Source organism: Streptomyces sp. NPDC050610 (genome assembly GCF_040654875.1).
In the GTDB taxonomy this organism is placed as follows: Bacteria; Actinomycetota; Actinomycetes; order Streptomycetales; family Streptomycetaceae; genus Streptomyces.
The window spans coordinates 171,644-195,169 of the sequence record NZ_JBFAIV010000003.1 but is presented as its reverse complement, the minus strand read 5'-3'; the positions used below and the strand labels follow the sequence as shown (position 1 = coordinate 195,169).

Genomic DNA, 23,526 nt, shown 5'->3' with positions numbered 1-23,526 from the left:
TCTCCCGCGTGCCGGCACCGGCATGCGTCCCGTCGTCAGGAGTACCGGCCATGCCCGCGCACCCCCGCCCGCAGCGCCCCGACGACAGCGCCCGACGGCGCGGCCGGCTCAGGCCGGCGGTGGCCGCCGAGGGCGGCGGCATCCACAAACCGCTGCCGCCCGATCTCTTCACCCTGCGCGGCACCAACGCCGAGACCGCGCCCGCCGCCCTGCGCCGCACCGGCTACCACACCCCCAACGACCGGTTCTTCGTGCGCAACCACACCACGACGCCCCGGCTGGACGCCGAGAGCTGGCGGCTCACGGTCTGGGGCGACGGGCTGCGCGGCGCGCCCGTCCGGTTCAGCTACGCCCAACTGCGCGCCCTGCCCGCCGTGGTCCGCGCCGCCTGCCTCGAATGCGCGGGCAACGGCCGCAGCTACTTCACCAGCCAGCAGGGCGACGATGTCACCGGCACGCCCTGGACGCTCGGCGCCGTCGGTGTGGCCCGCTGGCGCGGCGCGCGCCTCGCGGACGTACTGCGCCTCGCGGGCATCCGGCCCGAAGCCGTCGACGTGATGCCGCGCGGCCTCGACGACGCCTATGTCAGCGACGGCGTCGACCACGGCCGGGTGCGCCGGCCGATGCCCGCGGCCAAGGCGCTGGACGACGTGATCCTCGCCTACGAGATGAACGGCGAGCCCCTCCCGTACGACCACGGCTATCCGGTCCGGATCATCGCCCCGTCCTGGGTGGGCGTCGCCTCCGTCAAATGGGTCGGCGACATCGAGGTCTCCGACCGGCCGCTCAGCTCCCCGTGGACCACCGAGTTCTACCGCCTCTTCGGGCCGGACCACCCGCCCGGCGGCGCGCCGATGACCGTGCTCCCCGTCCGCAGCGCCTGGGAGCTCGACGCCGGAACGGCCCTGCCCGCCGGGGTCACGCACCGGCTCACCGGGCGCTCCTGGTCGGGCGGCGGGGGAGTGGCGCGGGTGGACGTCAGCACGGACGGCGGGGCCCACTGGAGCGCCGCGCGGCTGCGCGACGAGCCGTGCGGGGACGGCTGGGTGCGCTGGGAGACCGACTGGCGGCCCCGCGACCCCGGCCCCGCCGAGCTCCTGGCCCGGGCCACGGACACGGCGGGCCGCACCCAGCCCGACCGGTCCGTGCCCAACACCCAGGGCTACTTCTTCGACGCCGTGGTGCGCTGCCCGGTGACCGTGGTCTAGGGACCGCCGCCGGATACGCCCGTCACAGCGCCGGTTTGCGGTCCACGTACTCGAAGACGGAACCGTCCGGATGGCGGGCGACGAGGTTGCGCCCGATGGGCGACGGCACCGGCCCGGCGATGACCTGCGCACCCACCGCCCGCAGGTCGTCGACCGCGACGTCCACGTCCGCCACCGCGATGGTCGCGGTGATCTTGCGGAGGATCGACAGCTCCGCCTCCGGGCCGCTCATCAGGAAGAAGCAGCCGACGGCCGCGACCGAGACGGCGCCGCGCTGGAAGCGCTGCGCCTCGGCCCCCGTCAGCCGTTCGTACACACCGATCGCGGCGTCCAGATCGTTCACGCACACCCTCAGTGAGGTCCCCAGAATGTCCATACGGGACAGCCTAGTTGGGGAAGATCACGCGCGGCAGAGGAGTTCGCCGTTCAGTACGCCGAACCAGGCGTCCGGCTGCCGGCCCCACTCGCGCCACGCCTCGGAGATCTCGGCCAGCTCCCCCTCCGTGGCGTGCTCGCCGTCCACCGCGACCCGCGCGTACGAGGAGGCGACGGTGCGGTCCGCCCACAGACCGCTCCACCACGCGATCTCCTCGGGTGTGGAATAGCACCAGGTCGCCGCCGACGCCGTGACGTCGGTGAACCCCGCCTGCCGCGCCCAGGAGAGCAGCCGCCGGCCGGCGTCCGGCTCGCCGCCGTTGGCGCGGGCCACCCGCCGGTAGAGGTCCAGCCACCGGTCGAGGGCGGGCGGCTGCGGGTACCAGGTCATGGCGGCGTAGTCGGCGTCCCGTACGGCCACGATCCCGCCCGGCTCGCAGACCCGCCGCATCTCGCTCAGCGCCCGCACCGGGTCCCCGACGTGCTGGAGCACCTGGTGGGCGTGGACCACGGAGAAGGAGTCGTCCGGGAAGTCCAGCTCGTGGACGTCGCCGACGGCGAAGTCGACGTTGTCCAGGCCGCGTTCGCGGGCCACGCCGCGCGCCTGCTCCAGTACCCCGGCGGCGGCCTCCAGCCCCGTCACGCCGCCCTGCGGCACCAGCTCCGCGAGGTCCGCGGTGATGGTGCCGGGGCCGCAGCCGACGTCCAGGACGCGCATGTCCGGCTTGAGGGAACCGAGCAGGTAGGCGGCGGAGTTGGCGGCCGTGCGCCAGGTGTGCGAACGGAGCACCGACTCGTGGTGCCCATGGGTGTAGACGGCGGTCTCCTGCGGCATGGCGTCCTCCTCGGCCTGCGTGAAGCGGTGCCGCCACCGTACGCGCGCATCTCGGATTACGAGAGAGTCGTCTCACAGTATGGGCGCTCCCCGCCTGCCCCTTCACTCCTCCAACAGCCGGTAGACCACCAGCGCCTCGTTCTCCTTCTCCAGCGTCAGCCGCTCCGGGCACGGCATGACCTCCCCGTCGAAGGCCAGATGCGTGCCGTTCCGGAACCCGCTGATCCGCAACTGCCGCTCCCGCGCCGAGCCGAGCACCGGCGAGTGCTTCAACGCCCCCGTCAGCGCCGCCGTGAGCAGCCGCGTACGGGCCAGCCGACCGCCGTAGACGGCCCGTACGTCCAGCACCCCGTCCGCCAGGTCGTGCCGCCGCACCGGGGCCAGGCCGAGGCCGCGATAGGTGCAGTTGCCCACGAACAGCAGCCACAGCGAGCGCCGCCGCCCGTTCACCGTCACCTCGATCGGGGTCGCCGTGCGCAGCACGTGCACCGCCGCCAGCACCCCCGCCGGCCAGGCGCCGACCCGCGGCGCCCAGCGCTCGCGGACCCGCACCAGCTCCGGATAGGCGCCGATGGAGAAGGTGTTGAGGAAATACTCCCCGTCCCCGAACCGCGCCAGATCGACCGCCACCGCCTCGCCCCGGTTCACCGCCCGGCACGCGTCGGCGACCGTCTCGATGCCCAGGTCGTACGCGAAGTGGTTGCGGGTGCCGCCCGGCAGCACCGCCAGCGGCAGCCCGTGCCGGACGGCGGCGGTGGCGGCGGTGTTGACGGTGCCGTCCCCGCCGAACACGCCCAGCGCGCCGCCGAGTTCACGCGCCCGTTCCGCCGCCGCCTCCACCGCCTTGTCCAGCGGCTCGCCCTCGTCCGCGGAGCACTCGACGACCTCCGCGCCGGGCAGCGCGTCGCGCACCTCCTGGGCCCGGTCCGGGCGGGTCGACGTCCGCTGCCCGGAGCCGGCGTTGGTGACCACCACCAGCCCGCGCCCCTCCGGCAGCGCCGGCGCGTCGGCCTGCGGCCGGGCCGGGGGCGCGAGCTGGGAGCGCGTCGGCGCGAGCCCGCGCACCGCGTAGGCCGCGCCGGCGCCGAGCGCGGCGCCCGCCAGCACATCGCCCGGATAGTGGACGCCGGTGTAGACGCGGGAGAAGCACACGGAGGCGGCGAGCGGCGCGAGAGCCAGCCCCCACCAGCGGTTCTCGAACGCGACGCCGGTCGCGAAAGCAACCGCCGAAGCGGCGTGCCCCGACGGGAAGGAAGTGGTGAACGGCTGCCGGGCGAGCCGCCGTATCACCGGCACCGAGTCCAGCAGCGGCCGCCGCCGCCCCACCGACCTCTTGCCCAGGGTGTTCACGGTGGCCGAGGCAGCGGCGAGCGAGACCGCGCCGCGCAGCGCGGCCCGCCGGGCGGGCCGGCCTCCGAGCACGGCCGCGCCGGCGGCGATGCCCAGCCACAGGGCGCCGTGGTTCGCGCTGCGGGAGAGCCCCGGCAGCACGCGGTCACCGCCCGGCCAGTGCCGGGTGGCGACCTGGTGGAAGGCCGAGCGGTCCCATGTGTTCAACGGATTTCGCATGCGCGACGTCTACCCCGGCGCGCCGCCGGGATGCGGCACCGACACCAGGGGCCGGGGGCGGCGCCGCGTGCGCATGGCCGCTCGCGCGTGTTCAGGCCGAGGCGGTGCCCGGCCAGGTGTTGGGCGAGGCGCGGCTGATGTCGGCCAGCGCCGAGCCGGGTTCCTGTTCCTGGAGGAGGTCCCCGATGCTGATGACGCCGAGCGGCCGGCCGTTCTCGACGACGGGCAGCCGCCGTACGGCGTGCTCGCGCATCAGGCGGACGGCCGCCCGTACCTCTTCCTCGGGGCCGACCGTCACTGGTTCGCGGGTGCACACGGAGTGGCAGCTCACGGTCAGCGGGTCCACGCCGTCGGCGACGGCGCGCAGGGTGATGTCGCGGTCGGTGAGCACGCCGAGGAGCCGCCCGCCCTCGGCGATCAGCACATCGCCGATGCCCTGCGAGCGCATCAGCTGCGCGGCCTCGACCAGTGAGGCGTCTGGGGAGACCGAGGCGATCGCGGGTGTCATGACGTCCTTTACGAACTGGGCCATCTCTGTTCGACCTCTTATCGGTTTCTCGGTGATTCCCTTCCGTGCCGGCCCGCCGCGGTACCCGCGACGCGCGGGTGAGCACGTCAGAGCCGGATTGCGTGGAGCGGGTACCCGAGACGGCGTAATCGACACGAGGGGATCGCGGCCGTCCGCCCGCGGTCGCCGGGGTCGCAGCCGGCCGGCCCCGCGGTGACAATGGCGGCATGGCCGATCCGTTGCACACCACACTGCACAATCCGCTGCTCACCCGGCACGAAGAGGCGCTCGACCTGTTCACCGAGCGGCTGCGCGCCGTCCGGCCCGATCAGTGGGGCGCGGCGACGCCGTGCGCCGAATGGACCGTACGCGACCTCGTCAACCACCTCACCGTCGAACAGCTCTGGGTGCCGTCGCTGGTCCGCGACGGCTCCTCCATCGACGCGCAGGGCGACGCCTTCGACGGCGACCGGCTCGGCGACGACCCCGCCACGACCTGGGTCCGGGCCGCGGCGGCGGCCCGGGCGGCCTTCGCGGAGCCGAACGCGCTGGAGCGCACGGTCCATCTCTCCTACGGGGACAGCTCGGCCGCCGACTACTGCGCGGAGATGATCACCGACGCCGTGGTGCACTCCTGGGACCTGGCGCGCGCCATCGGCGGCGACGAGCGGCTGCCGGGCGAGCTCGTCTCCTTCGCGGCCCGCCAAGTGGCGCCGCACGCCGCCGACCTGGCCAAGAGCGGCCTTTTCGCGGAGCCCGTGGAACCGCCGCCGGGTTCGGACCCGCAGACCAAGCTCCTGTGCCTGCTGGGCCGCCGGCCCTGAGACCGAACCGTAGGGGCCGTAAGGGGCCGTAAGGGGCAGTACGGGCCCCTACGGCACCCGCGGGCGGCCGTGCTCAGCCGCCGGCCTTGTCGAATGCCTGGGTGAACGCCTCCCGGAACGCCTTGAGGTCGTCCGGCTTGCGGCTGGTGATCAGCGTGTTCGGCCCGCCCGTGCACACCTTGACCTGCTCGTCCACCCAAGTGCCGCCCGCGTTGCGGATGTCGGTGGCCAGGCTCGGCCAGGAGGTGAGGGTCCGGCCGCGCACCACATCGGCCTCGATCAGCGTCCACGGCGCGTGGCAGATCGCCGCTACCGGCTTCCCCGCGTCGAAGAAGCCCTTGACGAACGCGACGGCCCGCCCGTCCATCCGCAGCGCGTCGGGGTTGGCCACGCCGCCCGGCAGCACCAGCCCGTCGTAATCCGCCACCGCCGCCTCGTCCAAGGTCCGGTCCACGGCGAACGTGCCGGCCTTGTCGAGGTGGTCGAACGCCTGGATGCGGCCGGACTCCGTCGACACCAGCTCGGGCGTGCCGCCCGTGTCGAGCACGGCCTGCCAGGGGTCGGTCAGCTCGATCTGCTCCACGCCTTCGGGCGCCACCAGAAAAGCGATCCGCATGATGCTCACTTCCTTACACGCTGCGCGCGCGGTTCTCCCGCGAACGGTGGGACTCCTACGAACGTAGGCGAGGCGCGGACATCCCGACACTCGACGGGCTCCGCCGCCCCGCGGAGACGGGTGTCCGCGGGAAGCGGGAAGAAAACCCCGTTTGGGCCCCGCACGGCGGGGCACCCGAAAGTATGTGCTTCGGACTGGAGGCACGCCCGTGGGAGCGGATCATCGCTCCAGGCGTGCTCTGTCCGCCTCGCGCAGTGCGCTCCCGCGGTGCCACCACCCACCCACCGCTGAGGAGACCAGCAATGGCCACCGCGATCACGGTACGCACACACCGTCGGCACCCCCATGACGACGCCCCTGACACGATGGGCGACTTCCGCCGCATCGTCGCCATGCCCGACGGCCCCGAGAAGGACGAGCTGAGGCAGCGCGTGGTCCGGGCCTGGATACCGATGGCCGAGCGCCTGGCGCGGCAGTTCCGCAACCGCGGCGAGTCCGTCGAGGACCTTCAGCAAGTGGCCCTGCTCGGCCTCGTCAAGGCCGTCAAGAGGTACGACCCGGACCGCGGCACCGCCTTCGAGAGCTTCGCGGTGCCCACCATCGTCGGCGAGGTCAAGCGGCACTTCCGCGACCACATGTGGGGCCTGCACGTCCCCCGCCGCGTCCAGAACCTCCGCAACCGGGTGCGGACCGCCACCCACGAACTGACCCGCTCGCTCGACGGCCACGGCCCGAGCGTCGCCGCCCTGGCCCGCCACACCGGTCTCACCGAGGAAGAGGTGCTGGTCGGCCTGGAGGCGATGGAGAGCTTCACCACCCTCTCCCTGGACGCCGAACTGCCGGGCGCCGAGGACGGCTACTCCCTCGCCGACACCCTCCGCTCGCCCGAGCACGGCTTCGACCTCGTCGTGGACCGCGAGGCCCTCAAGCCCAAGCTGCGCGCCCTGCCCGAGCGCGAGCGGAACATCCTCTACATGCGGTTCTTCTGCGACATGACGCAGAGCCGGATCGCCGACCAGCTCGGCATCTCCCAGATGCACGTGTCCCGGCTGATCAGCCGCACCTGCAACCGGCTGCGCCGCCAGGTGCTCCAGGAGGCCGCGTGAACCCAGCGGAAGTGAGGCGGCGTCAGGAGGCGGCCTCCGCCGTGTCCCGGCCCCGGGACGGCTCGACGGCCGCCATGGCCAGCGCCACATGCCGGGATATCCGGTCCACCACACCCGCCTCCGCCATCTCGAACGCGTGCCGCGCGCCCGAGCGCAGGAGCGTCAGCGCGCCCCGCACCGGCGACGCCGGGCCCGGCCGCAGCGGTACGCACACCAGCGAGGTGACCTCCGCCCGTACCAGCAGCGCGGCCCCGTCCCCATCGCGGCCGAAGAGTTCAGGATCGTCCGGGCGCACCTGGAGCGCCGAGGTCCCCGCGGCCGTCGCCTCGACCACCAGCGGGCAGTCGGCCGGGTTGCCCTCGGCCACCGCCGCGCGCAATCCGTCCGCCTGCGACGGGCCCAGCACGACGACGCGCCGCAGCGTCCCCCCGTCGTTGAGGTCGGCCACCACCCAGTCCGCGAACTGGCCCTGTAACACCCGCGCCGCCCGCTCCAGCAGTTCGGCCGGGCCGCCCGCGCGCCGGCCCAGCAGCGCCGTCGCCATCGCGTCGAGGAGGTCCATCAGCTCGGCGTGCCGGGTCACTTCCGCCAGGTACGGACCCGCCGCGGAGCCCTGGGCCGCGACCTGCTTGGACTGGGCGGCCTTCGAGGCGGCCGGCGCGGGGCCCGGCCGTTCGCCGTCGGCGGCGGGCTGGAAGACGGCCAGCACCGCGTTCCGCAGCTCGCCCGACGGCCGCAGCGCCGTCAGCGTCACCCGCAGGGCCGCGCCCGCCCGGCCGCCGGGCAGGTGCACCAGCAGGCTGCGCGCCCCCTCGCCGCGCGCGACCGCCGCGACTTGACCGCGCAGCGCCGCCCGCCCGTCGTGCCGCAGCGACCCCGTGAGCCGCCGGCCCGTCGCGAACCCCGCGCGCATCCCGAACAACTGGGTCGCCGCGAAGTTGAGCCGCCGGACCACCGTCTCCCGGTCGAGCAGCGCCACCGCCATCGGCATCCGCTGGAACAGCGCCCGCAACAGCTGCTGTTCCTGTCCGCTCTGCCCGCGCAGACCCTCCGCGCCGCCGCGCGCGGCGGCGGCCAGCTCCTCGTACCGGGGCCACAGGACGTCCGCGGCGTGCTCCAGTTCGAACAGCGCGGCGTCCAGCGCGGACAGCCGCTCCTGCGCGGGCAGTGCCCGCGCGGTGCGCAATTCGTCGACGCGGCTGCGGAAGTCCGCCAGTTCCGCACCGAATTCCTCAGCCCCGGTCATGGGCACACCGTAGCCCGGACGGGTGACGGCCAGCCCAGCAGATTCGGCCTGTTGTCATCGCTCCGTATTCGCCGTCCGTTTCCGGTACGGGCCCGGCGGGCAGCCGGACAGTTAGGGCACGGGAGGAACGAATCGAACCGAAGGGACTGATCCAGCCCATGCCGGACCGTATGAGCACCTCAATCGCGCAGGTCGCCGGCGCCTCCGAGTACGGCGCGGCGTCCCTCGACCGCGGCCTCGCGCACCTCGCCGAGCAGACCGCCTGGTGCGCCCCCGAGATCTGCGGCGCCACGGTCACGGCCGTAACCGACGGCGCCGACGACGCGTCCACGGCCGCCACCCACCCGGACCTGTCGACCCTGGTGACGGCCCAGTTGGAGACCGGCGAAGGCCCCATACCGGCGGCCCTCGACACCGGCCGGGAGGCCGCCGCGGACGACCTCCTCCACGACCGCCGCTGGCCCGGCTTCCGGGCCCGCGCCCTGGACGCGGGCGTGCGCTCCAGCGCCACCCTCGTCTTCAGCCGCGACGCCCTCACCGTCACCGTCAGCGTCTACGGCTTCCGCCCCGGCCCCCTGCGGCAGGAGACCCACGAGGCCACCGAGATGCTCGGCGACCTCGCCCTCACCAACTTCGTCCGCGACCGCCGCTACCGCCGGGCGCTCGCCGAGGTCGACCAGCTCGACACGGCGCTGCGCCGCCGGCCCGTCGTCGACCAGGCGTGCGGCATCGCGATGTACGTCCTGGGCTGCGACGCGGAGGAAGCGTTCGACCTGCTGCGGCGCCACTCCCAGCGGGCCAACCGCAAGCTCGCGGACCTCGCCGAGATCGTCGTGCGCACCCGCGGCCACGGGCTCGAAGGCGAACTGCGCAAGCTCCGCCGGAACGCCGCGCCCGCCGCCGAGGACGCGCCTGCCGCCGGGCCCGCCGCCGCGGCCCGCCCGACGGGGACCTGACCCGGCGCGTCCGCTCCGGCCACGCGCCACCCCGCGCCTGTAGCCGCGAGGTCTGCGAAGGTGGACGGGTCCGCACTCTGCCGACGGCCCGTCCACCCACTCGCAGCCGGAGGTCCGGATGCAGCCCACCGCCCCGGCTCTGTCCGCGCCCGAGAGCGGGCTGCCCGTCCTCGCGGAACTCGCCGAACAGCTCGCCGCGGCGGCCGGCCGCTCCGCACCGGAGCCCGCCGGGGGAGGGCCCGCCCTGCACGCCGCCGCCCGCGGATACTTCGCCCGGCGCGGCCTGTGGACCGACGCCGGCCAGCTGATCGCGGCCCCCGGCGCCCAGCCCCTGCTGCTCGCGCTGCTCGCCTCGCTCGGCGGCGACGTGCTGCTGACCCGCCCCTGCGCGGCCTGGTACACGCAGGTGGCCCGCCTCGCCGGCGGCGCCTCGTACCACGTGCCCGTGCCCGCCGAGTGCGGCGGCGTCCCCGACCCGTTCGCGCTGCTGGAGACCGTGCGGCGGATTCGCGGCGAGGGCGGCAGGCCGCGCGCCCTGGTGCTGTCCGTCGCCGACGACCCCACCGGCACGCTCGTACCGCCCGAGACGCTGCACGAGGTGTGCGAGGCCGCCACGGCAGAGGAACTGCTGGTCATCAGCGACGAGACCTGGCGGGACACCCGGTACGACGCGCACGGCACCGTGGTCGTCGGCCCCGCCGAGATGTGCCCCGAGCACACCGTCGTCCTCACCGACCTCGCGGGCTCCCTCACCCCCACCGCCTGGCCGGCCGCCCTCGCCCGCTTCCCGGACACCGGGCCGGGCCGGGCGCTGCGCGCCCGTACGCTCTCCACCTGCACGGCCCTACGGGCGCTGCTCGCGCCCCCGGTCGCCGCGGCCGCCGCCCACGCGCTCGACGAGCCCGCGCCGGTCCGGGCCCGGACGGCCGCCGCCGCCCGGCTCTTCGGCGCGCTCGCCACCGCCGCGTACGGCCGCCTCACCCTCGCGGGCGCGCTCTGCCGGCCGCCGCAGGCCGGTCCGTTCCTCTACGCCGACCTCGGCGAACTGCGCACCGCGCTCGCCGCCCGGGGCATCACCGACTCCGTGGAGCTGGAGGACCACCTCAGCGCGCGCCTCGGCTGCCACACCCCCGGCGGCCACCGCTTCGCCGACAGCCCCGACGCGCTGCGCGTCCGCTTCTCCCCGCTGGCCCTCCTGACCGGCGACGCGGCCCGGCAACGGGCCCTGGACGCCGCCGAGCCGCTGGAGTCACCGGACGTCGCGCAGGCGCTGGCCCGCTTCGGCGCGGTGCTGGGGGAGCTGGCGGGGGGCTGAGCGAGCGGCGCTCCCGCCTCAGCGCTCCCGTGCCCGCCGCCTCACCGCTGCCGCACCTTGCGCCACACCGTCGGCGCCGCGCTGACCAGCAGCGTCAGGCCGACGGCGGTCGCCACGCCCTCCCACGGCCGGGGGAAGAGGGAGCCGCCGAGGATGCCGATCAGCTGGTACGTGGCGGCCCAGGCCAGGCAGGCGGGGACGTCGCCGCGGACGAAGCGGCGCATCGGCGTCCGCGACAGCAGGCACGCCAGCATCACCGGGATGCGGCCCGCCGGCATCAGCCGGGAGAGGACCAGCACGGCGACCCCGTGCTCCTCCAGCTTGGTCCGCGCCTGCGCCAGCCGCTCCGGCGCGGCCCGGTCGCGCAGCCGTTCCAGCCATCGTGAGCCGTTGCGGGAGCGGACGCCGCGCTGTCCGAGCCAGTAGAGCGCGATGTCGCCGAGGAACGCGCCGAAGGACGCGACGCCGAAGACCACCAGCAGGGCGAAGGGGTCCGTCTGGTGGACGGCGACCACGGCGGCCGAGCTGACCACGGCCCCCGTCGGCACCACCGGCACCAGCGACCCCAGGAACACCAGCAGGAACAGCGAGGGGTAGCCCACCGCCTGCTGCGTCGACTCCGGCGGCACCTGGCGGGCCAGCTCCGCCAGGGCCATGCGGCCGTTCACCCCGCGGCCCCCAGCCGCACGCTCTCGCCGTGCCCCAGCCGGTGCACCGCGGTCCGCGGCGCGAGCCGGGCCGCGTGCCGTACGAAGTCGTCGCCCGGCGCGTGGAATTCGTGCGGGCGCACCGCGTCCATGCCGATCGGCCAGTACGTGCCGTAGTGCACCGGCACCGCGTCGCGCGCCGCGAGGCGGGCCAGCGCGAGCGCCGCCCGGCCCGCGTCCAGATGGCCGTGGCCCAGGAACGGGCCCCAGCCGCCGACCGGGAGCAGCGCCACGTCCACCGCCCCGACGGCCTCCGGCATCTCGTCGAAGAGCCCGGTGTCGCCCGCGAAGTACGTCGCGGCCTCCCCCCGCACCACATAGCCGAGCGCGGCCGCCCGGTGCGGCCCGTACGGCAGCCGGCGGCCGTCGTGCGCGGCGGGCACCGCCCGCACCACGACGTCCCGCACGCGGAGCTCGTCGCCCGCCGCCACCTCGGTGACCCGCAGCCCCCGGTCCGCCGCCACCTTCCGCAGCCCCGGCACGGCACGGCCCGCGCCGCGCGGCACCACGAGCCGGGTGCCGGGCGCGAGCCGGCGCAGCGAGGCGGGGTGCAGGTGGTCGGCGTGTAGATGCGAGACGAGCACGATGTCCGCGGCCGCGGCGGCGGGCGGCGGCACCGGGCCCCGGCGGCGGCGCAGGTGCGCGAGGCGGCGGGCGAAGAGGGGGTCGGTCAGCACCCGCACCCCGGAGTCCTCCACCGTCGTGGTGGCATGACCCCACCAGGTGATCTCGACCGGCACCCGCCGCCTCCCATCGTGTCGTGTCCGCGTGTCCGCTGCTGTCCGCGCTCCGCCTGAGCGTAGTTGAGTCCGGTTCGCACGCGAATCCGCCCATTCCCCACCGGGGCGGCAGCCCTCGGCAGGCGCACCGAACAGGAAGTAAAGTGTGCCGAGTTGACGGAACAGCGGTTCGATTGGTGGGCAGTTCGCAGTGGTGGACGTCTCGCGGCTGGCGGTCTGGAGCGCGGAGGGCTACGACAGCGCCCGGCCCCGGCTCGTACCGCATCTCAACGCCTTCTACGAGGTCGCCGTCGAGCTGGCGGCGGCGGGCGAGCGGCAGGCGCCGAAGGTGCTCGACCTGGGCGCGGGCACGGGCCTGTTCGCCTGCGGGCTGGCCTCGGTGCTGCCCGAGGCCACCTTCGACCTCGTCGACTCCTCGGAGCGGATGCTGGCGGCGGCCCGGCCCGCCCTCGACCTGTTCGCGGTGGGGCACACCCCGCACGTACGGGACCTGCGGGAGGCGCTGCCGCCCGGCCCGTTCGACATCGTGGTCTCCGCGCTCGCCATCCACCAGCTGCCCCGGCCCGACCAGCGGCGGCTCTACGGGCGGGTCCGGGAGGTCCTCGCGCCGGGCGGGGTGTTCGTCAACGCGGAGCAGGTCGCCGGGCCCGAGCCGGGCCTGGACGCGCTGTACGGCGAGGTATGGCTGCGCGAGGCGGCGGACCGCGGCGCGAGCGGGGAGGAGATCGACGCGGTGCGCGAGGAGCTGGTGCGCGGCGACCCCGCCCCGGTCGCGGACCATCTGGCGTGGCTCGCGGAGGCGGGCTTCCAGGGCGCGGACTGCTTCTACAAGCGGTACGGCTTCGCCGTGTTGGCGGGCTGGGGCTGAGCGCGTCGCGGGAGGCGGGGAGTTCCCCTCGATCTGAAGTTAGGTTAGCCTAACCTTGCATCGGAAGGGGTGGGCATGTCAGTGACCGCGGCGACCGGAATCCCGGCGGCCGAACGCGAACGGGCCGCCAGGCCATGGCTGTTGATGGTCCTGGCCTGCGGAGCGCAGTTCCTCGTCGTGCTCGACGCGACGATCATCTCCGTCGCCCTGCCGCCCATCGCCCGGGACCTCGGCTTCACCGCCTCCTCCATCGGCTGGGTCGTCACCGCCTACACCCTCGCCTTCGCCGGATTCCTGCTGCTCGGCGGACGGCTGGCCGACCTCTTCGGCACCCGCGCCATGTACCTGACCGGCCTCGGCGTCTTCACCGCCGCCAGCGTCGGATGCGGAGTGGCGAGCGGCTCCGGCTGGCTCGTCGCCGCCCGCGCCGTGCAGGGGATCGGCGGAGCGCTGCTCATGCCGACCACCCTGACCATCGTCCACCAGGCGTACGCCGAACCGCGGCGCAGGGCGCGGGCGCTCGGGCTCTGGTCCATGGTCGGCGCGGTGGGGGCCGCCGCCGGCACCCTGTGCGGCGGGGTGCTGACCGACACCCTCGGCTGGCGCTGGGTGTTCCTGGTGAACGTGCCGATCGGCGTCGCCGTCCTCGCCATCGCCGCGCTCACGCTCGCCCGCCGGGCCCGTACGGAAGCCCGCCGCCAGCCCCTGGACCTCACCGGCGCACTGCTGGTCACCTGCGGCCTCGTCGCACTGGTCTACGGCGTGGTCTGCTTCGGCGGCGACGGGGGAGCGGCCCGGGGCGGCTGGTTCCTCGGGGCCGCCGCGGTGCTGCTCGCCCTCTTCCTCATCAGCCAGCACAAATGGGCGCGCAGCCCGCTCGTACCGCTGCGGATCTTCACCCACCGCTCCGTGAGCAGCGCCAACGCGGTCATGTTCGGCCTGGGCCTCGGATACCTGGCCAGCCCCGTGCTGATCTCGCTCTACCTCCAGAACGTCCAGCACTTCTCGCCGCTCCGCGCCGGGCTCGGCTTCCTGCCCGCCGCCTTCGCGGTGATGATCGGCGCCCAGTTCGCGGGCCGGCTCACCCCGCGCTGGGGCGCCCGGCGCACCGCCTTCACCGGCCTCGTCCTGGTGTCGGCCGGCTTCCTGCTGCTCTCCCGCCTCGGCCCGCACACCTCCTTCTTCCCCTCCGTCGTGCTGCCCGTCGCGCTCTTCGGCCTCGGCGCGGGCCTCGCCTTCACCCCCATCACGGTGGCCGCCACCGGCGGCGTGGACCCCGCCATGACCGGCCTCGCGTCCGGCCTGCTCAACACCGTCCGCCAGGTCAGCACGGCGCTGGGCATCGCCGGGTTCTCCGCCGTCGCCAACACCCGCACCGGCGGGGACGGCTACGGCCTCGCCTTCCTCCTCGCGGGCATCATCGCGGCGCTCGCCGCCGCCGGGGCCGCCACCCTGATACCGGGGCGGACGCCCCGCGTCACCCCGCGTACTCGCTGAGATCGATCGCGTGCACCCGCAGCGGGAAACCGTAGAGCGGGTGCGTCGTCTCGCGCTCCAGCTCCATGCCGAGCTTGCGCATCACATTCTCGGACGCCGTGTTGCCCGTCCGGTGAATGCTGATCACCCGGTCCAGCCCCCGGTCCTGCAGCGCGAACTCCAACGTGGCCTGCGCCCCCTCCGACGCGTACCCCTGCCCCCAGAACTGCCGCGCCAGCCGCCACCCGATCTCCACCTCGTGCTCCACCTCCGGGAGGAACGACGGCACGGACAGCCCCACGAACCCGGCCAGCTCACCGGAGGCCAGCAGCTCGACGGCGAACAGCCCGAAGCCCTCGTCGTCCCACTCCTCCTCCCACCGCTCGACGGCCTCGGCCGTCTCCTCCCGGTCCCGGACCGAACCGTCCCCGATCCACTCCATGACCTGCGGATCGGCATTGATCTCCGCCATCGGGCCGAGGTCGTCCTCGTGCCAGCGGCGGAGCAGAAGTCGGGGCGTACGGATCTCAGTCACGGCGCTCATACTGCCCAGGGCGCGCGCCCGAACGCCAACCGGCTTGCGCCGGGGCAGTGGCGGGTGGCGCGCTGCCGCGCCGGCGGGCTCGCGCGGGAGGTCCGGCCTGCGCGTGCCGATGTGCCGATCGGCGTGTGCCGGTGCGCGCTGCCGCGCCACCACGTCGTACGCGCTGACGCCCGACCCCGCACGTGCCGTGGCTGCGGCCCGTACGTGCTGCTGGACCGTCGGCCTGTGCGTGTCCGAACGTCGGCCCGTGCGCACCGCCGCGCCGACTGGCGTGCCGCCGGAACGCCGGCCCGTACGCCCCGGAGCGCCCACCGGCGCGTCCCGGAGGTCCGGCCGGTGGGTGGCGTCGCGCCGGCGGGCTCGCGCCGGAGGTTCGGCCTGTGCGTGCCGATCGGCGTGTGCCGGTGTGCCGGCCGGTGCGTGCTGCCGCGCCACCTTGTACGCGCCGGAGTTCGACCCTGCACGTGCCGTGGCTGCGGCCCGTACGTGCTGCTGGACCGCCGACCTGTGCATGCCGGAACGCCGACCCGTGCGCGCCGGAGCGTCGTATAGGCGTCCCGGAGGCCTGGCCCATGCGCGCCGGAGTTCCGGCGTGCGCGTGCCGATGTGCCGATCGGCGTGTGCCGGTGCGCCGGCCGGTGGGCGCTGCCGCGCCACCTCGTGCGCGCCGGGGCTCGACCCTGCACGTGCCGTGGCTGCGGCCCGTACGTGCTGCTGGACCGCCGACCTGTACGCACCGGAGCCTCGTATGTCGCGTCCGCGCGCTACCGCGCCGACTGGCGTGCCGCCGGAACGCCGACCCGTACGCCCCGGAGTGTCCACCGGCGCATTCCGGAGGTCCGGCCGGTGCGTGGCGTCGCGCCGTCGGGTTCGCGCCGGAGGTTCGGCCTGCGCGTGCCGATGTGTCGACTGGCGTGTGCTGGTACGCCGGCTGGTGCGCGTTGCCGCGCCACCTGGTACGGGCCGGGGCTCGACCCCGCACGTGCCGTGGCTCCGGCCCGTGCGCGCCGCCGGACCGCCGGTCTGTGCGTGCCCGAACGCCGGCCTGTACGAGCCGGAACGTCGTATGGCGCGTCCGCGCACCGCCGCGCCGACTGGCGTGCCGCCGGAACGCCGACCCGTACGCCCCGGAGTGTCCACCGGCGCGTCCCGGAGGTCCGGCCGGTGCGTGGCGTCGCGCCGGCCGTCGGCTCCCGGCCGCTCCTCTCGGCGCTATGACAGGCTGTGAAGCGAGTCCGCGTGCGCGATGCGGGCGGCGGACGTGAGGTGAGAACGGCGTGCAGGTGCCCCGATGGCGGACCGTGGGCATGGCCCTGTTCCGGGTGCTGGTGGTCTGGGCGGTCGGCACCGCCACCATGGTCGTCCTCGCGGCGATCCTCCCCGACTTCCGGCTCCAGTCCGCCGACGGCGACAGCGCCACCCGGATCGCGATCACGGCGGCGGCCGGCGCCGGGGCGTTCGGCCTGCTCAGCGCCCTGGTCTGGCCCGTGCTCGTACGGGCCCTGCTGCTCGTGCCCGCCTTCGTGCTCGGCCTCCTGGTCTTCTTCCTCAACGCCTCGCTGCTGCTGATCGCCCTCGACCTGGTGCCCGTCGGCAACGGCAGGGTCGGCCTGAAGACCGCCGTCGTGGTCGCCGCGGTGATGTCCGCCGCCTCCTCCGCCACCAGTACCGCGCTCACCGTCCACGACGACGGCGCGTACCGGCGGCGGCTCGCCCGCCTCGCCGACCGCCGAAGACGCCGCGAAGACGCCGAGGCGGCCGACGCCGCCGGGGACGCGGCCCGTCCGCTGCCGCCCGGCACGGTCTTCCTCCAGCTCGACGGCGTCGGCCACGACGTCCTGCGCGACGCCCTGCGCGAGCGGCCCGGCACGGGCGGCCGGCCCCGGCCGCCGCTGATGGAGCACGTCGCCGAATGGGCCGCGACCACCCACCGCCTCACCCCGTGGCGCACCGACTGGTCCAGCCAGACCGGCGCCAGCCAGCTCGGCATCCTGCACGGCTCCAACGAGGACGTGCCCGCCTTCCGCTGGTACGAGAAGGAGAGCGGCGAGGTGATGATCAGCAACCGGCCGACCAGCGCCGCCGAGCTCCAGCGCCGCGCCGCCGCCCGCAGCGGCCACGGCGGGCTGCTCACCGACGACGGCGCCAGCCGCGGCAACCTCTTCACCGGCGGCGCCGACCAGCTCGCCCTGGTGCTGTCCATCGCCGCCCGGCGCGGCCGGAACAACCGCTCCCGCTCCGGCTACTTCGCCTACTTCTGCGACCCCGCCAACGCCGCCCGCACCGCCGCCTCCTTCGTCGCCGAGCTCTTCCGGGAGATCGGCCAGTCCCTCGCCGCCAGGGCGCGCCGCCGGCGCCCCCGGGTGGGGCGCGGCGGGCTGTACCCCTTCATCCGCGCCTTCGCCACCGTCGTCGAGCGCGACGTGGTGGTGGCCGCCGTCATCGGCGACATCCTCTCCGGCCGCACCGCCGTCTACGCCGACCTGGTCGCCTACGACGAGGTCGCCCACCACTCCGGGCCGCGCAGCCGCGACACCCACCAGGTGCTGCGCCGCCTCGACCGGTCGCTCGCGCTGATCGCCAAGGTCATCGACCACGCGCCGCGCGACTACCGGCTGGTGCTCCTGTCCGACCACGGCCAGAGCCCCGGCGCGACCTTCGCCGACCGCTACGGCCTCACCCTCCAGGACCTGGTACGGGCCGGGTGCGGGCTGCCCGTGCCGCGCCGTGCCCGGCGCACCCGCAGCGGCGCCGAGGCCCGCGTCGCGGTGCGCGCCGCACTGCGACGGCCGGAGGCCGCGGAGGCCCCGGAGCGGGAGACCCGGCCCGGCCCGTCGCGGGACCCCGTCGTGCTCGGTTCCGGGAACCTCGGCCTCGTCTCCTTCCCCGACCTCCCCGGCCGCGCGAGCCGCGAGGAGATCGAGCGCCACCACCCGGCCCTGCTGCGCACCCTCGCGGAGCATCCGGGCATCGGCTTCCTGCTCGTACGCTCCGCCGAACACGGCCCCGTGGTCCTCGGCCGCGACGGGGCCGAGCACCGGCTGGACACCGGCGAGGGCGCCGAGCGCAGTCCGCTCGACGCCTTCGGGCCGGGAGCCGTCGAGGCCGTGCGCCGCACCGCCGGCTTCCCGCACGCCGCCGACATCATGGTCAACTCCGCCTGCGACCCGACGACCGGCGCCGTGCACGCCTTCGAGGAGCAGATCGGCTCGCACGGCGGGCTCGGCGGCGAACAGGGCCGCCCCTTCCTGCTGTGGCCCCGCGAGCTGACCCCGCCGACGGCCGACGGGGCCGAACTCGTGGGCGCGGAGGGCGTTCACGCGGTCCTGCGCCGCTGGCTCGACGAAGCCGCCGCCCTCCGGCCGCGGACCGGACCGCCGCTGGACGAGAAACTGGCCGCGGGCCGCGTCCCGTAGTTCCTTATGCCGTTCCTGCTCTTCTTTTCCCCCGGTTTCTCCGTAATGCACACTGGTCCGGCCATGTGCCTGGCGGGCCCTATAATCCCCCCATGGCACAGAAGGTAGTTACCACTTACGTTGACGATCTGACCGGCGAAGAGTCGGCGGAGATCGCGAAGCACACCATCCTTGTCGACGGCGCCGGAGTCGAACTCGACCTCACCGACGAAAACTACGACAAGCTGCTGGAGCTGCTTCAGCCCTATCTGCACGCCGAGGGCGCCCGGCGGGTCCGGGGGAGCGTGGCGGCCTCCAAGGGCAAGCCGCGCAAGGCGCCGGCCGCCGGGGAGAATACGGCGGAGATCCGCGCCTGGGCGAAGGCGAACGGATACGAGGTCAACGACCGCGGCCGAGTGCCGGCGTCGGTGAAGGAAGCCTACGAAAAGGCCGGCCGCTGAGTCCGTGCGTTTTCGGGAATGCCGGGCCCCAAGGTAATCGCCTTGGGGCCTTTGCTATTGGCGCGGCCGGCCGGCCGCCGAAATCCGGTGCGTACTCGCGGCTACGATCCCGCGCCTACGAACCGTACGTACGATTCGCCGTACCGCCGTCCGCACCGCGGCCGATGCGGTGGACGAATCGTCGCGGTGCGCGGTGATCGCTGAACGTTTTACGGTCGCGGACAGCGCCTCGCGCAAGGAAACGCGGTGATTTGTCCGTGCGGCGTGGTTCGGTGAGCATGTTCTGTCGCCCGGAACCGTACGGGGGCCTGCACGACGAGAGGCGCACCACCTCATGCACGACACCGACGGCACCCACACCCGCCGCTTCGGGCTCCCCACCGCGACCGCCCTGGTCATGGGGAACATCATCGGCGGCGGCATCTTCCTGCTGCCCGCCTCGGTCGCCCCGTTCGGCACCGTCAGCCTGGTCGCCTTCGGCGTGCTGACCATCGGGGCCATCGCGCTCGCGCTCGTCTTCGGGCGGCTCGCGAAGCGCGACCCGCGCACCGGCGGACCGTACGTCTACGCGCGATCGGCCTTCGGCGACTTCGCCGGGTTCCTGTCCGCCTGGTCGTACTGGACGATGACCTGGGTGAGCAACGCCGCGCTCGCCGTGGCCGGGGTCGGCTACTTCCATGTGCTGGCGGGCGGCCGGCACTCCATGGGCGTGGACCTCACGGTCGCCCTCGTCGCGCTCTGGCTGCCCGCGCTCGCCAACCTCGCGGGCACCCGCTGGGTCGGCGCGGTCCAGCTCGTCTCCACCGTGCTGAAGTTCGTACCGCTGCTCTTCGTCGCGGTCGTGGGCCTCTTCTTCTTCGATCCGGACAACCTGGGCGCGTTCAACGAGGGCGGCGGCAGCGCGGTGGGCGGGCTCTCGGCCGCGGCCGCGATCCTGCTCTACAGCTATGTGGGCGTCGAGTCGGCGGCGATGAGCGCCGGCGAGGTCCGCGATCCGGAGCGCAACGTGGGCCGGGCCAGCGTGCTCGGCGTGATCGGCGCGGCCGTCGTCTACCTGCTCGGCACGGTCGCGGTCTTCGGCACGGTCGCCCATGACAAGCTCGTCGCCTCCACCGCCCCCTTCTCCGAAGCGGTGAATGTGATGTTCGGCGGCGAGTGGGGCGGCACGCTCATCGCGGTCGCCGCCGTCGTCTCCATCGTCGGCGCGCTCAACGGCTGGACGCTGATGAGCGCGCAGGCCCCGTACGCCGCCGCGAAGGACGGGCTGTTCCCGGTCTCCTTCGCGCGCAAGCGGCGCGGCGTGCCGACGTTCGGGGTGCTGGTCGGCACGGTCCTGGCCTCGCTGCTCACCGTCGTCAACTACGTCTCGGGCTCCGGCGGCGTCTTCAAGATCCTCGTCCTGATCACCACCTTCTCGGCCACCGTGCCGTACCTGCTCGCCGCCGCCGCGCAGCTCTACTTCCTGCTGACCGGGCGGCGCGAGCAGGTCCGTACGGGCTCCTTCGCGCGGGACGTCGTGCTCGCCGCCGTGGGCTTCGGTTTTTCCTTCTGGCTGGTCGCGGGCGCCGGGTACGCCGCGATCTACCAGGGCGTGCTGTTCCTCTTCGCCGGCATCCCGGTCTACGTGTGGATGGCCGCCCGCCGTCAGGCCGTGGCGCCGCCGTCGACGACCAGGTCCGCGCCGACGGTGGACGCGGCGTCCTCCGACGCGAGGTAGAGGACGGCGGCGGCGATCTCCTCGGGGCGGGCGGCCCGCCCGGTGAGCATCTCCCGCCGCATCCGCTCGGTCTTCTCCCGCGGGCTCTCGCCCGGCAGCGTGGACATGGGGGCGTCCACCTTGCCGGGGCTGACCGCGTTGACGCGGACGCCGTCGGCGATGTGGTCGAGGGCGGCGTTGCGGGTCAGCGCGGACAGCGCCGCCTTGCTCGCGACGTACGCGCCGAGGCCCGCCGCCCGCTGGTGCGCGCCGAGGTTGGACGAGACGTTGACGACGGCGCCGCCGCCGTGCGCCCGCATATGGGCGATCTCGTGCTTGAGGGACAGGAAGACGCCCGTGACGTTGGCGTCCAGGGCCTGCCGGAAGTCCGCCTCGGGGATGTCGGCGACCGGGGCCGACGGCACGAACAGCCCGGCGTTGTTGACGGCGACGTCGAGCGAGCCGAAGCGGTCCACGGTCTCCTCGACCAGGCGTTCCACGGACCGCGAGTCCGTCACATCGGCGGTGACGGCGGCGCCCGCACCGCCCGCGGCCTCGATGAGCGCCACGGTCTCCTTGAGCGGTTCGGCCCTGCGGCCGGAGACGACGACGTTCGCCCCCTCGCGGGCGAAGGCGAGGGCGATGCCGCGCCCGATGCCGGTGCCGCCGCCGGTGACGAGGACGGTCTTGCCGGTGAAGCGTGCGGTCATGGGTGGTGACTCCTCTGGAGAGATATGGCGTTGCGAAAATACAAGAACGAACGGTCTCGAATAAGGGCATGAAAAGCGAAGAGGGACTCCCCTCGCGTGTTCTCAGTCCAGCAGTGACAGGGCCTGCCGCGCCGCGTCCCGCAGCCGGGCCGGCTCGCTGCCCGACTTGCCGACCACCCGCATGCCCTGGAGCAGTACGAGCAGCATCCGGGCGAGCGCCGCCGGGTCCCGGTCGGCCGCGAGCTCCCGCTGCGCCCTGGCGCGCAGCAGCGCCGAGGTGAGCGCGGTCTCCATGCTGTTCCAGTTGGCCTCGACCCGGCGGGCCGCCGCCGTGTCGTGCGGCGCCAGCTCCACGGCCGTATTGGCGACGAAGCAGCCGCGCCGCAACTCGTCGCGGGCGGACTCGTCCGCGAAGCGCCGCACCAGCGCCCGCACGGCCGGCAGGGCCGGCCCCGGCTGGGACAGCGCCTCGACCATGGGCGGGGTCTGCTGCTCCCCGTACCGTTCGAGCGCCTTCAGGTACAGCTCGCGCTTGCCGCCGAAGGTGGCGTAGATGCTCGCCCGCGCGATGCCGAGGTGCTCGACGAGGTCCGCCATCGACGTCGCCTCGTAGCCGCGCCGCCAGAACAGCTCCACGGCCGACTGCAGCGCGGCGTCCGGATCGAATTCCTTGGTCCTGGCCACATCGGGAACTCTAGGAGTATCGAGAACGGTCAGTCAAGAAAATGGGTGGGTGGCCCGGCCGGCCGCTCCCCTGCGTCCTGCGCCGGGGGACAACCGTCGTGTACGGACGTTTGGTCACTGGGGTTCGGTCACTTCAGCTCGACCTGGAAGACCTTGTCCGAACCGGCCGGCTGGTGGCCGTTGAGGTCGGCGTTGGTGGTGGAGAGCCACAGGGTGTTCTCGCCGGGCACCGTCTCGACGGTGCGCAGCCGCCCGTAGCTCTTGGTGTAGTACGCCTTCGGGGTGCCCGCGTCCGTGCCGTCGACCGGGATGCGCCACAGGCGCTGGCCCTTGAGGGCCGCCATGTACAGCGCGCCGTCGGCGTAGGCGACGCCGCTCGGGGACGCCTCGCCGACCTTCCATTGGCGCTTGGGGTTGGTCATGCCCGAAGTGGAGCACTGGCCCTCGCACTTGGGCCAGCCGTAGTTCTTGCCGGGCTCGATGAGGTTGAGCTCGTCGAACTTGGCGTCGCCCAACTCGGCTTCCCAGAGCCGCCCTTGCGGGTCCCAGGTGAGGCCCTGCGGATTGCGGTGGCCGTAGGAGTAGACGAGGGTGCCGAACGGGTTGCCGGGGGCGGGGTCGCCGTCGGTGGTCATGCGCAGGATCTTGCCGTTGAGCGCGGACTTGTCCTGTGCGAGGTCGGATGTCTGGGCGTCGCCCGCGGTCGCGTAGAGATAGCCGTCCGGGCCGAACTTCAGCCGTCCGCCGTTGTGGAACCTGTTCTTCTTGATGCCCTTGACGAGCACCTTGTAGTCGCTGAGCTTGGACCCGTCGAACGTCATGCGCGCGACGCGGTTGCCCTCCGCCGCGGTGTGCATGAAGAAGACGTGGTGGTCGCTCTTCCAGTTCGGCGAGACGGCCGCCCCGAGGAGGCCGCCCTCGCCGCCGGTGGCCACGGCCTCGGGGACCTTGCCGACCTGCTTCTTGGCGCCCGACCGCGTGAGCGTGAAGACCTTGAAGGAGTCGCGCTCGGTGATCAGGGCCGAGCCGTCGGGGAGCCAGCTCAGGCCCCAGGGGATCGTCCAGTCGGAGGAGACGGTCTTGACGCCGCCGGGGGCGGAGTCGGAGGTGTCAGCCGCTGTTCGCGGGCCGGCCGCGGCGGGCCCGGCGGTACGGGGCTCGGCCGCGCCGCCGGGGTCGGCGGTCGCCAGCAGCAGGCCGGCTGCCAGCGCCGTCGCGGCGGCGGAGGCCGTCAGGGCGTGGCGGGCGGCTCCGGTTCGTGTGCGCATGGGGGATCTCCGATGGGGAAGCGCGGCCCGCGCCTCGGGATCGGCGCGGCCGTCGTTGCCGGTGCGGGAGGTTGCGCGCTGGTGCGGCTGCGAGGCCGGGGGAGGCCGGACACCAGTGGAGGTCGAGTGATTGGAAGGTTTCCTTCTGGTTCGGCGGTTCGGCGGGAACGTACAACTCTGTCGTGCCCAGGTCAAGGGAGTGGAAGGTAGGAGGTCTCTATCCGGCGCGTTCGCGGGCGCCGGTGGTCTGGAATTTTCGCCCGGCGCGAGGCATCGCCCCGTATCGCCCGCCGAGTGGGGAAAGGGTCGCTGGTGGGTCCTCAGCGGCTGTTTGCCGCTCTCCGCCGAGCCTGCTGTTCCGCTGCCGGCTCGCGATAGATCGGACCAATGTGCTCGGCCCTCTTGACCGTGTCCTGTCG

Annotated in this window: 22 protein-coding genes; 10 read left to right on the top strand and 12 right to left on the bottom strand. The window is 74.1% G+C overall.

From position 1 onward, the window contains the following. Window positions 1-50: 50 nt before the first annotated feature. Window positions 51-1,208, top strand: coding sequence for a sulfite oxidase (locus AB0I22_RS05240; RefSeq protein ID WP_363129275.1), 1,158 nt, complete (start codon window positions 51-53; stop codon window positions 1,206-1,208). A 22-nt stretch (window positions 1,209-1,230) separates the two neighbouring features. On the opposite strand, the gene AB0I22_RS05235 is transcribed toward AB0I22_RS05240, so the two are convergent. The 4 genes from AB0I22_RS05235 to AB0I22_RS05220 form a co-directional block, all read right to left on the bottom strand. After that, window positions 1,231-1,584: a VOC family protein gene (locus AB0I22_RS05235; RefSeq protein ID WP_363129274.1), complete on the bottom strand. Its 354-nt coding sequence runs from the start codon at window positions 1,582-1,584 to the stop codon at window positions 1,231-1,233. A gap of 24 nt (window positions 1,585-1,608) precedes the next feature. Continuing rightward, the gene (locus AB0I22_RS05230) at window positions 1,609-2,418 is read right to left on the bottom strand and encodes a class I SAM-dependent methyltransferase (RefSeq protein WP_363129273.1); all 810 of its coding nucleotides are present in this window, start codon (window positions 2,416-2,418) and stop codon (window positions 1,609-1,611) included. A 102-nt stretch (window positions 2,419-2,520) separates the two neighbouring features. Next, window positions 2,521-3,987, bottom strand: a complete 1,467-nt coding sequence (locus tag AB0I22_RS05225; protein ID WP_363129272.1) for a phosphatase PAP2 family protein — start codon at window positions 3,985-3,987, stop codon at window positions 2,521-2,523. A gap of 91 nt (window positions 3,988-4,078) precedes the next feature. Next, window positions 4,079-4,519, bottom strand: a complete 441-nt coding sequence (locus tag AB0I22_RS05220; RefSeq protein ID WP_363129271.1) for a CBS domain-containing protein — start codon at window positions 4,517-4,519, stop codon at window positions 4,079-4,081. A gap of 203 nt (window positions 4,520-4,722) precedes the next feature. On the opposite strand from AB0I22_RS05220, the gene AB0I22_RS05215 reads away from it, so the two are divergent. Next, window positions 4,723-5,319 carry a TIGR03086 family metal-binding protein gene (locus AB0I22_RS05215; protein WP_363129269.1) on the top strand — a complete coding sequence of 199 codons (597 nt, stop codon included), beginning with the start codon at window positions 4,723-4,725 and terminating at the stop codon, window positions 5,317-5,319. Window positions 5,320-5,392: 73 nt separating this feature from the next. Here AB0I22_RS05215 and AB0I22_RS05210 read toward each other — a convergent pair whose 3' ends face one another. After that, window positions 5,393-5,935: a type 1 glutamine amidotransferase domain-containing protein gene (locus AB0I22_RS05210; protein ID WP_363129268.1), complete on the bottom strand. Its 543-nt coding sequence runs from the start codon at window positions 5,933-5,935 to the stop codon at window positions 5,393-5,395. 302 nt (window positions 5,936-6,237) lie between these two features. On the opposite strand from AB0I22_RS05210, the gene AB0I22_RS05205 reads away from it, so the two are divergent. Beyond that, window positions 6,238-7,041 (top strand): SigB/SigF/SigG family RNA polymerase sigma factor, encoded by an 804-nt coding sequence (locus AB0I22_RS05205; RefSeq protein ID WP_363129267.1) that lies wholly within the window; start codon window positions 6,238-6,240, stop codon window positions 7,039-7,041. A gap of 22 nt (window positions 7,042-7,063) precedes the next feature. Here the strand turns inward: AB0I22_RS05205 and AB0I22_RS05200 are convergent, their stop codons facing one another. Continuing rightward, the gene (locus AB0I22_RS05200; RefSeq protein WP_363129266.1) at window positions 7,064-8,287 is read right to left on the bottom strand and encodes a PAS domain-containing protein; all 1,224 of its coding nucleotides are present in this window, start codon (window positions 8,285-8,287) and stop codon (window positions 7,064-7,066) included. 170 nt (window positions 8,288-8,457) lie between these two features. Between AB0I22_RS05200 and AB0I22_RS05195 the strand changes: the two genes are divergently transcribed. Together AB0I22_RS05195 and AB0I22_RS05190 are read left to right on the top strand one after the other, a co-directional pair. Continuing rightward, complete coding sequence (locus tag AB0I22_RS05195) at window positions 8,458-9,243, top strand: ANTAR domain-containing protein (protein ID WP_363129265.1); 786 nt, start codon at window positions 8,458-8,460, stop codon at window positions 9,241-9,243. Between the two features lie 118 nt (window positions 9,244-9,361). Next, window positions 9,362-10,558 carry an aminotransferase class I/II-fold pyridoxal phosphate-dependent enzyme gene (locus tag AB0I22_RS05190; protein WP_363129264.1) on the top strand — a complete coding sequence of 399 codons (1,197 nt, stop codon included), beginning with the start codon at window positions 9,362-9,364 and terminating at the stop codon, window positions 10,556-10,558. 41 nt (window positions 10,559-10,599) lie between these two features. Here AB0I22_RS05190 and AB0I22_RS05185 read toward each other — a convergent pair whose 3' ends face one another. Both AB0I22_RS05185 and AB0I22_RS05180 read right to left on the bottom strand, forming a co-directional pair. After that, a complete protein-coding gene (locus tag AB0I22_RS05185; RefSeq protein WP_363129448.1) occupies window positions 10,600-11,214 on the bottom strand; it encodes a VTT domain-containing protein in 615 nt (204 codons plus the stop codon). An 8-nt stretch (window positions 11,215-11,222) separates the two neighbouring features. Beyond that, window positions 11,223-12,005 carry an MBL fold metallo-hydrolase gene (locus AB0I22_RS05180; RefSeq protein ID WP_363129263.1) on the bottom strand — a complete coding sequence of 261 codons (783 nt, stop codon included), beginning with the start codon at window positions 12,003-12,005 and terminating at the stop codon, window positions 11,223-11,225. 190 nt (window positions 12,006-12,195) lie between these two features. On the opposite strand from AB0I22_RS05180, the gene AB0I22_RS05175 reads away from it, so the two are divergent. Together AB0I22_RS05175 and AB0I22_RS05170 are read left to right on the top strand one after the other, a co-directional pair. Then, window positions 12,196-12,873 (top strand): class I SAM-dependent methyltransferase, encoded by a 678-nt coding sequence (locus tag AB0I22_RS05175; RefSeq protein ID WP_363129262.1) that lies wholly within the window; start codon window positions 12,196-12,198, stop codon window positions 12,871-12,873. Between the two features lie 75 nt (window positions 12,874-12,948). After that, the gene (locus AB0I22_RS05170; protein WP_363129261.1) at window positions 12,949-14,370 is read left to right on the top strand and encodes an MFS transporter; all 1,422 of its coding nucleotides are present in this window, start codon (window positions 12,949-12,951) and stop codon (window positions 14,368-14,370) included. Here the strand turns inward: AB0I22_RS05170 and AB0I22_RS05165 are convergent. Further along, window positions 14,351-14,884, bottom strand: coding sequence for a GNAT family N-acetyltransferase (locus AB0I22_RS05165; protein WP_363129260.1), 534 nt, complete (start codon window positions 14,882-14,884; stop codon window positions 14,351-14,353). The genes AB0I22_RS05170 and AB0I22_RS05165 overlap by 20 nt on opposite strands. Window positions 14,885-16,200: 1,316 nt before the next feature. On the opposite strand from AB0I22_RS05165, the gene AB0I22_RS05160 reads away from it, so the two are divergent. The 3 genes from AB0I22_RS05160 to AB0I22_RS05150 all read left to right on the top strand — a co-directional run bounded on the left by AB0I22_RS05160 (window position 16,201) and on the right by AB0I22_RS05150 (window position 20,466). Continuing rightward, window positions 16,201-18,309 carry a phage holin family protein gene (locus AB0I22_RS05160; protein WP_363129447.1) on the top strand — a complete coding sequence of 703 codons (2,109 nt, stop codon included), beginning with the start codon at window positions 16,201-16,203 and terminating at the stop codon, window positions 18,307-18,309. 92 nt (window positions 18,310-18,401) lie between these two features. Next, the gene (locus AB0I22_RS05155; protein WP_363129259.1) at window positions 18,402-18,749 is read left to right on the top strand and encodes an Lsr2 family protein; all 348 of its coding nucleotides are present in this window, start codon (window positions 18,402-18,404) and stop codon (window positions 18,747-18,749) included. Window positions 18,750-19,083: 334 nt separating this feature from the next. Beyond that, the gene (locus AB0I22_RS05150) at window positions 19,084-20,466 is read left to right on the top strand and encodes an amino acid permease (protein ID WP_363129258.1); all 1,383 of its coding nucleotides are present in this window, start codon (window positions 19,084-19,086) and stop codon (window positions 20,464-20,466) included. Here AB0I22_RS05150 and AB0I22_RS05145 read toward each other — a convergent pair. From AB0I22_RS05145 to AB0I22_RS05135, 3 genes are all read right to left on the bottom strand, one after another. After that, complete coding sequence (locus AB0I22_RS05145) at window positions 20,394-21,155, bottom strand: glucose 1-dehydrogenase (protein WP_363129257.1); 762 nt, start codon at window positions 21,153-21,155, stop codon at window positions 20,394-20,396. The two genes, AB0I22_RS05150 and AB0I22_RS05145, sit on opposite strands and share 73 nt — an antisense overlap. Window positions 21,156-21,257: 102 nt before the next feature. After that, window positions 21,258-21,839 (bottom strand): TetR family transcriptional regulator, encoded by a 582-nt coding sequence (locus AB0I22_RS05140; protein ID WP_363129256.1) that lies wholly within the window; start codon window positions 21,837-21,839, stop codon window positions 21,258-21,260. A gap of 128 nt (window positions 21,840-21,967) precedes the next feature. Next, window positions 21,968-23,107: a PQQ-dependent sugar dehydrogenase gene (locus AB0I22_RS05135; RefSeq protein ID WP_363129254.1), complete on the bottom strand. Its 1,140-nt coding sequence runs from the start codon at window positions 23,105-23,107 to the stop codon at window positions 21,968-21,970. Between the last annotated feature and the right edge of the window lie 419 nt (window positions 23,108-23,526).